Raw genomic sequence first — 631 nt, forward strand, 5'->3', positions numbered from 1 at the left:
TACGCGCAGGTGGGCGGTTGTCAGCGCGTGGCACTGAACGCCTCTTTCAACTTCGATGCATCGGTGCAGCAGTTCGTGCAGCTGCTGTCGGGCCGCACGTTGCTGTTGGTTCCACAGGAGCATCGTCGGGATGCCTCGGCGCTGCTCGAGTTTGTGGCGGACCATCAGGTCGATGCGATCGACTGTACGCCTTCGCAATTGAGGTCATGGATCTACGCGGACTTGCTTGAGAAACGCCGGACGCTGCGCATGGTGCTGGTGGGCGGCGAAGCCATCGATGCACCGCTTTGGAGTCAACTCTCGCAATGCTCGAGCATCGATTTCTTCAACGTGTACGGCCCGACGGAGTGCACGGTGGATGCGACCGTGGCGCATTTGAACGGCGACAACACATTCCCTCACATCGGCCGACCCATGCCGAACCGACGGGTCTATATCCTGGATCGCCAGAATCAACCGATGCCGATCGGCGTGACGGGCGAGATCTACATCGGCGGTGCCGGTGTGGCGCGCGGATATTTGAATCGTGAGGCGTTGACAGCAGAACGATTCGTTCGCGATCCCTTCAGCGCCGATGCGCAGGCGCGGATGTATAAGACCGGCGATCTGGGTCGGTGGCGCTCGGATGGCA

1 protein-coding gene is annotated in these 631 nt (G+C 60.9%); it reads left to right on the forward strand.

Going from position 1 to position 631, the window contains the following annotated elements:
• On the forward strand, positions 1-631 hold a 631-nt coding region (locus ACFPN2_RS22810; RefSeq protein ID WP_380600907.1), incomplete at both ends, for an AMP-binding protein.

The organism is Steroidobacter flavus, assembly GCF_042651805.1.
GTDB lineage: Bacteria > Pseudomonadota > Gammaproteobacteria > Steroidobacterales > Steroidobacteraceae > Steroidobacter > Steroidobacter flavus.